The sequence below is a fragment of the Frankia sp. CcCS3 genome (assembly GCF_977927575.1).
The window spans coordinates 1-7,729 of sequence record NZ_CDWRCL010000197.1 but is presented as its reverse complement, the minus strand read 5'-3'; the positions used below and the strand labels follow the sequence as shown (position 1 = coordinate 7,729).

Below are 7,729 nucleotides of genomic sequence, written 5' to 3'. Positions count from 1 at the left end.
AGGGCACGGTCGACCTGCTCGGCGCCCGTCTCGGCAAGGTCAACCTTCTCGATCTACGATACCGGGTGGGTGTCGTCAGTCCGGCGCTGGTGGAGACGCCACCCGCCGACGAGCGGGTACTCGACGCGGTGGTGACCGCCGGCTGGTCCGTGCTGGGCCGCGCCGACGAGGAGTACGACGAGGTCGATCTCACCCGCGCGGCCGGCCTGCTGACCCAGTTCGGGTGCCGTGGACTGGCCGACCGGCGGTTCGGAACCCTCTCCGAGGGAGAGCGCAAGCGTGTGCTCATCGCCCGGGCCCTCATGACCGACCCGGAACTCCTCCTGCTCGACGAGCCCGCCTCCGGGCTCGATCTGGGTGCGCGGGAGGCGTTGATGCGGCGGCTCACCCGCTTCGCGGCCGACCCCACCGCTCCTGCCCTCGTCCTCGTCAGCCACCACGTGGAGGAGATCCCGGTCGGGGTGACCCACGCGTTGCTGGTGCGCGGCGGCCAGGTGCTTGCGGCCGGTCCGGTCGCGCAGGTACTCACCGCGGAGGCGTTGTCCTCCTGCTTCGGGATTCCGTTGGATGTCGGCCTGGCGGCCGGTCGCTACACCGCCCGGCTTGCCGCCGGACCGCCTCCCCGGCATCCGGTGTCCGCCTCGGTCTGAGTCTGTGCCGCGGGTCTGAGTCTGTGCCGCGGGGTGTTTGTCCGTTCATGGGCCGATCGGCCGCGACCGGAGTCGGTCGATGGCCGGGTGAGCACGATCGGCGGGGTGCGGTGATTTTCCCGGCGTGATCCAGTCCCGAGTCACCGTCCGGTCCCGGCGTTGCGCGTACGGCCCGGTGGGCCATCCATCCTCGTCAAGCGGCCTCAGCCCGTCGTAGCGCGCCTTTTCCGGTATCGCCGGTGTGTTTTTCGTGGCGGCCATCGTGCTCCCTCTCCGGGCTCGTCCGTTCGTGGGCCGGCCGGCGCCCCGGACGCCGACCGCCGGTCGTCCCGGGAGCCGTCGCTGATCGGCCGTCGTTCATCGTTCGTCGAGCAGGTCCCACAACCATCCCGACCGTCGCACACCCGCGCCGAGCGACCTCAGCCGGACGGCAAGTTGCCGATCCGAGGTGATGACGACCACGGGCGCGACCGCGTCGCGCGCCGCCGCCACGATGGCGTCGTCGCCGTGCCCGGGGGCGTGCACGACGACGATGGTCGGTGCCGCGCGGTCCGCCCTCGTTGGAACGTGGCGGCCCTTCTCGGGCGCGACTCCCGCGGGCCCGACCTTTTCGGGTGTGATCTTTCCGGGCCGTACGGTTCCCTCGGGAACTCCGGCTCGCGCCGCACCCTCGAGAACGACCACGATCCGCTCAGGCCATTCCGGCCTCGATGATGGCCGCGGGTGCGTGCCGGGACGGGTGATCCGCGCCGAAATAGCATCGACCAGCCGTCCGGCCGCTCCTGGGCGGTCCCGCCACCACCCGTCGGGCCGGGAGCCAATCACGTTGGCACCGTCTACCACCCACGTGCGCGGGTACTCGTCCGTGGGTCGGCCCATAGCAGCGGCGCCGGAATCAGGGGTACTCATCCGGCGCGGCGATCCCCTTTGGCATTCGTACCGGTCGGTTCCGCTCGCGGCACCACCACCCCAAAGGCGCCGACGGCTGTTGCCCGCCGTTCGCCGGGCAATCGTCCACGGGAGTCGGTAGACGAACACGATCGGTGTCCCAAGGTCGGAGGACATGGACGCCGCCCGGTCCACGCCTGCCCAACTGTCCGCTTGCGGCCGGCCTTTCGACTGGGAAGGTGTGATTCGCAGAACATGATCATCCCTCTATCATGTGGAGCTTGCTCCCTGTCTTTGGGTTCCGCACTCCGACTGCCAGGGCGGAGTGCGTTGAGCGATGACTTCGTCTTCGGCGACCCAAGCTTGCGAGTCCGGCGAACCAGGCGTGACAGTTCCCCGCGTTCTCGTGGTAATAATAGACGCGTGAGTTCTGCGGTCCGCTGACCTGAAGGAGAGTGGCATGGCCCAGAAGACCATCGTCTCGTTGATTGACGATCTCAGTGGAGAAGAGGCTGACGAGACCGTCCGGTTCGGACTCGACGGTGCGCAGTATGAGATCGACCTGTCGGAGAAGAACGCCACGAAGTTGCGTGAGTCGTTGGCTCCGTTCGTCACCGCGGCTCGCCGTTCTGGCGGTCGGGCGGCGGGTGGCCGGCGTGGTGTGCGTGCCGCTTCGCGCCGTACCGGCGGAACCACCGACATTCGCGAGTGGGCGCGCAGCAACGGTTACACGGTGAGTGACCGGGGGCGTATCGCTTCCAACATCGTCGAGGCGTACGACAAGGCCCACTGATCCTGGTCTTGACTGCTTTTTCGGGGCAGGGACCGGGGCAGTGGAACCCCTTGTAGCGGTAGTGCCCGTGGTATTGGACGACGGGCCGCGCGATCCGGCGGACCGAAGATCGTGTGATCAGGTTTTGCATGGTCAGGTTCCTGCCACACCGGCCGGGCCGGTGTGGCAGGAACTATTGGCGTCGCCGCCAACGCAGTCTGTCGCCAGATCTGTTCGTTCCGTCAGTTCGGCAGCTGCCGGGCCATCCAGTTTTCGACGTCTTCTGCGGTTCGCGGAAGTGCGGCGGACATGTTCCGCCTTCCATCCCTGGTGACCAGGATGTCGTCTTCTATCCGGACGCCGATGCCCCGCAGCTCCGGCGGAACCGTCAGGTCGTCCGGCTGGAAGTACAGGCCCGGTTCGACCGTCAATACCATGCCTGGTTCCAGCGCCGCGTCGCGATAGGTCTGGTCGCGCGCCTGCGCGCAGTCGTGCACGTCCAACCCGAGCATGTGCGACGTGGAGTGCAGGGTATAGCGGCGATGGACGCCCCCTCCCGGGGAGCGTGGGTCCTCGGTCAGCGACTCCTGCGCACTGACCGGCAGGAGCCCCCAGTCGTCGAGCGCCGTGGCGATGACCTGCATGGCGGCCCGGTGCGGATCCAGGAAGGACGCTCCCGGCCGGACCGCGTTGATCCCGGCCTGCTGGGCGCGAAGAACCACGTCATAGACCTGGCGCTGCAGCTCGGTGAACCGTCCGTTGATCGGGAGCGTGCGGGTGACGTCGGCCGTGTAGAGGGACCGTCCCTCGACCCCCATGTCGAGCAGGGCGAGATCACCGGCGCGTACCGGCCCGTCGTCGCGGACCCAGTGCAGCGTCGTGGCGTGGTGGCCACAGGCGACGATGGAACCGTATCCCACATCGTTGCCGTCTACCCGGGCCCGCCGCCAGAACGTCCCCTCCAACCATCGTTCTCCGTTGGGCAGGTCCATCGCCCGACCGATTTCTCCCACGCACTCGGTGAAGCCGCGCACGGTCGCGGCGATCGCTTCGTCCAATCGGGCGATCTCGAAGTCATCCTTGAGCAGCCGCAGCTCGGAAAGGGCCTGTGCGAGGGCCAGATCGCGGTCGGTTCCTGGTCCACCCCGGCCGGGCCAACGCAGCACCGAACCGTCCACGACCGGATCGACTCCGCGTAGTACCCGGGTGTTTCCCGGTGCCAACCGCGCGAGCGCGTCCGCGAGCTCCGTGAGCGGCCGGCATTCGATCTCCAGCTGTGCCGCGGTCTCCCGAACCCCCGGTCTGGGACCGACCCACAGTTCCCCGTATCGCCGGTCGGTGTAGAAGGCGGAGCTCGACCGGTCGGACCGCCCGGCGACATAGAGCACCGCATCATGCTCACCGGCCGCGTTGGGTAGCAGAACCAACACGGCATCCGGTTCATGGCAGCCGGTCAGCCAGAAGAAGTCGCTTCCGGGACGGAACGGAAAATCTGTGTCGTTTGCCCGTACCCGCAGACCGCCGCTCGGCACCACAAGCGCGTCCGCCGGGAACCGCGAACCCAACAAGGCGCGACGTTTCGCGGTGTAGGGTGCGCAGTCATCGCGGGATGGCACAGCGTCGTCAATCGGCGCCCACCCGGTCGACATAAACCGCCGGAACGCCGCGTGTGGTTCCTCGTCGTGGTTGGCCTGCCCGGGTTCGCGCACGGAATCATCCGATGCCGGAGGTTCATCGGCCCCGGTGGGGACAACGCCCGGCTCGTCGGCCGTGATGAGGTTCGGATCACGCCCGGCCGGCGCGCTCTCGGGCACCCCCGGGCCGGTCGGTGGAGGTGAGCTTTGGTGGGACTGGGCACTCATAACGTTAACGGTAGGCCCCGTTGTGGACGGCGGGTAGCGCGCGAGGCGTACCGCCATGCCCCGCGCGCCGGCCGGACTTCCCGTCGTTGGTCCGCCGGGCATTTGGTGCATCGCACCGCCGCGATGATGCCGGGCCGATGTGGGCGGTCGCGTCGCGACATGGGTCCGGGCGCCGCTACCCACTTCGCCGCCTTCGGACCCTTCCACGAAGACTGTTCCTCCCACTTCGGGTGAGTTAACGAGGGCACGCAATCGGTTGTGGGAGATCTGAGGGATCCGGTCGGTTGTGACCTTCCGTCGTGGACCGTTAACTCATCTTCCGGTCGGTGGGGAAGGCGGGTCCACGTTGCACGGACCAGGTCGGTCCGGGTGCGGACGTCCTCGGCGTGCCGTAATGCCGGTCCGATAGCCACCGGCATCGTGCGGTTCGGGCACTGCACTCGGTTCGGGTACTGCACTGCGTGTCGCGAACACCACCGGAGACCGGCATTATTGTCGCGCATCCCGATATCGGTGGTTGTCGTCGGGATCGCAGGATCGGGATCGGGCCCGCGACCGGTCTTGATGCTCGGCGCCACCCGGGGGTCTGCCACCGCTCGGCTCGGCGGGGACGGTCCGGGCGGCGGCGTCGGAGTCCGTACGGTCCGTGGGCCGGCCGGGGGCCTGCGGGGTCGCACATCCGATAACCCGTTGGGAATGCCATGACGCCCGTCACCCGTCACCATCGAAAAGACTGTCCGGGAGGGTTCCGGTCCGTCCGCGCCCACGTCGTGCCAAGGTGGTCCGGCGGGTTCGCGCCGGTGGTGGACGGTCCCGGCCTCGGGCGGCGCCATTGGCGCGGATGATCTCATCCCGGTGGATGGGGGAGGAGGACGCGGCCATGACCTGGCCTCCGGATCGTCCGGAACGGTACGGGACGGCGGGACGGCGGGACGGCGAGCGGCGTGGCCGGTCCGTCCGTGACCCGCGGGACCCGCGCCGGGCCCCCGAGGAGGACTGGCTCGTCGGGCAGTGGCCGCGCCGGGAGCACCGGCCCGCTCCGCGGGGCCACGATGACGAGCCGCGCGTACCTCCGGGCGCCTACCCCGATCCCTACGGCCGGTACCCCGTCGATCATCCGGCGGCCGAGCCCCGGTACGACCGGCCGGCCCCGGAGGGTCCCGCGGAACCCGGGCAGAGCGGCTTATGGCGCGGTCTCACCGCCGTGGCCGCAGTGTTGGCGACCCTCGTCCTCATCCTGGCGACCGGTGGCTGGGCTGTGCTGAAGCACTACGACGGCAGGGTGCGCCACATCCCGCTGACCTTCTCCGCCAGCGCGGACCGGCCGGCGTCCGCATCGGGTGGAACGCAGAACATCCTGCTCGTGGGATCGGACACCCGGACGGGGACCAGCGGCGAGTTCGGCCAGGTCGAGGGGCAGCGGTCGGACACGACCATCCTCGCCCACCTCGACGGCGACGGTTCGACGACCCTCATCTCCTTCCCCCGGGATCTGTGGGTGCGGATCCCCGCGTACACCGACGCGGCGGGCACGCAGCATGCGGCGCAGCGGTCCAAGCTGAACGCAGCCTTCTCCTACGGCGGGCCGTCCCTGCTTGTGGCCACGATCGAGAACCTCACCGGGATCCGGGTCGACCACTACGTCCAGATCGACTTCATCGGCTTCCAGGGGATGACGGACGCCCTTGGCGGGGTCACCGTCTGCATCAAGGAGCTTCCCCCCGAGCTGAAGGCACGGGGCTTCGACAACCTGCACGACCATTACTCCGGGTTTTCCGGTCAGGTCGGCGAGAACACGCTGAACGGGGCGCAGGCCCTCTCCTTCGTCCGGCAGCGGTATGGCCTGCCCGAGAGCGACATCGACCGCATCCGCCGCCAGCAGCAGTTCCTCGGTGCCGTCTTCCAGCGGATCGCGTCGACGGACACCTTGCTCAACCCGGCGAAGCTGCTCGGGGTGGTCGACTCCGCCACCTCGGCGCTGACGCTCGACGAGGCCACCTCTCTCGCCGACCTCCGGCTTCTCGCGGTGCGGATGCAGTCGATCGGATCGGGCGGCGTCGCGTTCACGACGGTGCCGGCGGCAGCTGGTACTCGCGGGGGGCAGAGCGTCCTCGTTCCTGAGCCAGCCCAGCTGGGCGCCTTCCTCAAGCCCTTCGGCGGTCGTGTCGCCGACGGGAGCTCCACCGGCGCACTCCCGGCTGGCGCGGGGGGTGGCTCCTTCGCTGCGGTACCGGTGCCCGCTGCGGTACCGGTGGTCTGGTCCCCGGCCAGCGCGGCGGGAAGGTCCGTCCCGGGTGACGCGGGCGGGGTGTCCTGCACCTATTGAGGTGGCCTCGAGGCGTTCAGTGCCGAGTGGCTGCCCCGACGGCGCGGTGGCTGCTCGTCCAGCGCCGCGTTGAGCTCCGCGCCCAACAGCACGGCCAGCGCGGTGATGTAGAAGAACAGCAGCACCGCCACCGGTGATCCGAGCGAGCCGTAGACCAGTTCGTTACTGAACACGATCTCCAGGTAGTATCGCAGCACGCCGCTACCCACGAGCCAGCAGACGAGCGCGAGGATCGCTCCGGGCAGCGCCCGCCACCAGGGTTGGCGTACCGGCAGCGAGAGGTGGTATAGCGAGGTCAGCATCGCCAGGGCCACGAGTCCCACGACCGGCCAGTAGAGCAGTGGGATCAGGGTGCTGACGAGGGGATGGCGACCGGCGTCGAAGATCCGCGAGATCAGTTCGGGCCCCAGGACCAGCGCAGGCAGGAGAATGACCCCGCTGGCCACCTGGGCGAGAAACAACCACAGCGCCAGGAGCCGGCTGCGCACCGCCGAGCGCAGATCGCGTTGGCCGTAGGCGATGGTGATGGTGTTGACGAAGGTCGCCATCGCGGTTGACCCGGTCCACAGGGACAGCACGAAACCGATGGAGATCACGTCTGGTCGGCCACGGGAGAGGATCTGGTCGATGGTTGGGCGCACCGCGTCGTCGACCACCGATTCGGTCAGCAGGTCGCCTGCGCCGCGAAGGATGCTCTGCCGGGCGCGGTCGAGGGCGTCGGCCCCGATGGCGTCACCGACGTAGCCGAGCGTTCCCAACAACGACAGCAGGAGCGGGGGCAGGGACAGCAGCTGCCAGAATCCCGCCTCGGCCGCAAGCCCCAGGACCCGGTGCCGCCAGGCATTGGTGATGGTCCGACGGGCCAGTCGCAGGGGTCCCCGGGGCAGCCGGTGGAACAGCGTGCTGCGCCGGATGGCGGTCCAGGCCGCGGCGTGATGGTTTCTGGCCCGCGTCAGCAGCCCGGGATTCACCTCGACGGCCACTCTGCGCAGCAACACCATCCAGCGGCCGCTCACCGGGGACGATGCCACGGGAGCCGGTGCTTTGTTTCCCGTGGCGGACACGGCCCCCACCGTATGGCCTGGCGTTCCTGGGTGCCGAAGGGCATCCAGGAACGGAGTGGGTGATCGCGGCGGAGGCCACCCGGAGTAACGGATGGGCCGCTGGCCAGCAGCAAGGAAGCAACCAGGATTCTGAATATATCAAACTGGATACACCAAAAGGGACACAT

6 protein-coding genes are annotated in these 7,729 nt (G+C 69.0%); 3 read left to right on the top strand and 3 right to left on the bottom strand.

From position 1 onward, the window contains the following. A partial coding sequence (locus AC08OQ_RS15450; RefSeq protein WP_476612141.1) for an ABC transporter ATP-binding protein occupies positions 1-650 on the top strand: 650 nt, incomplete at its 5' end. A 357-nt stretch (positions 651-1,007) separates the two neighbouring features. Here AC08OQ_RS15450 and AC08OQ_RS15445 read toward each other — a convergent pair. Then, the gene (locus tag AC08OQ_RS15445; RefSeq protein ID WP_462187376.1) at positions 1,008-1,334 is read right to left on the bottom strand and encodes a hypothetical protein; all 327 of its coding nucleotides are present in this window, start codon (positions 1,332-1,334) and stop codon (positions 1,008-1,010) included. A gap of 664 nt (positions 1,335-1,998) precedes the next feature. On the opposite strand from AC08OQ_RS15445, the gene AC08OQ_RS15440 reads away from it, so the two are divergent. Then, complete coding sequence (locus AC08OQ_RS15440; RefSeq protein ID WP_462187377.1) at positions 1,999-2,331, top strand: histone-like nucleoid-structuring protein Lsr2; 333 nt, start codon at positions 1,999-2,001, stop codon at positions 2,329-2,331. A gap of 221 nt (positions 2,332-2,552) precedes the next feature. Here AC08OQ_RS15440 and AC08OQ_RS15435 read toward each other — a convergent pair whose 3' ends face one another. Beyond that, entirely contained in the window at positions 2,553-3,959 is a 1,407-nt protein-coding gene (locus AC08OQ_RS15435) for an aminopeptidase P family protein (protein WP_476599430.1), read from the bottom strand. Between the two features lie 1,093 nt (positions 3,960-5,052). Here AC08OQ_RS15435 and AC08OQ_RS15430 point away from each other — a divergent pair. Continuing rightward, positions 5,053-6,498: an LCP family protein gene (locus AC08OQ_RS15430; RefSeq protein WP_476604428.1), complete on the top strand. Its 1,446-nt coding sequence runs from the start codon at positions 5,053-5,055 to the stop codon at positions 6,496-6,498. On the opposite strand, the gene AC08OQ_RS15425 is transcribed toward AC08OQ_RS15430, so the two are convergent. Next, positions 6,492-7,529: a YihY/virulence factor BrkB family protein gene (locus tag AC08OQ_RS15425; RefSeq protein WP_476604429.1), complete on the bottom strand. Its 1,038-nt coding sequence runs from the start codon at positions 7,527-7,529 to the stop codon at positions 6,492-6,494. The genes AC08OQ_RS15430 and AC08OQ_RS15425 overlap by 7 nt on opposite strands. Positions 7,530-7,729: the final 200 nt, after the last annotated feature.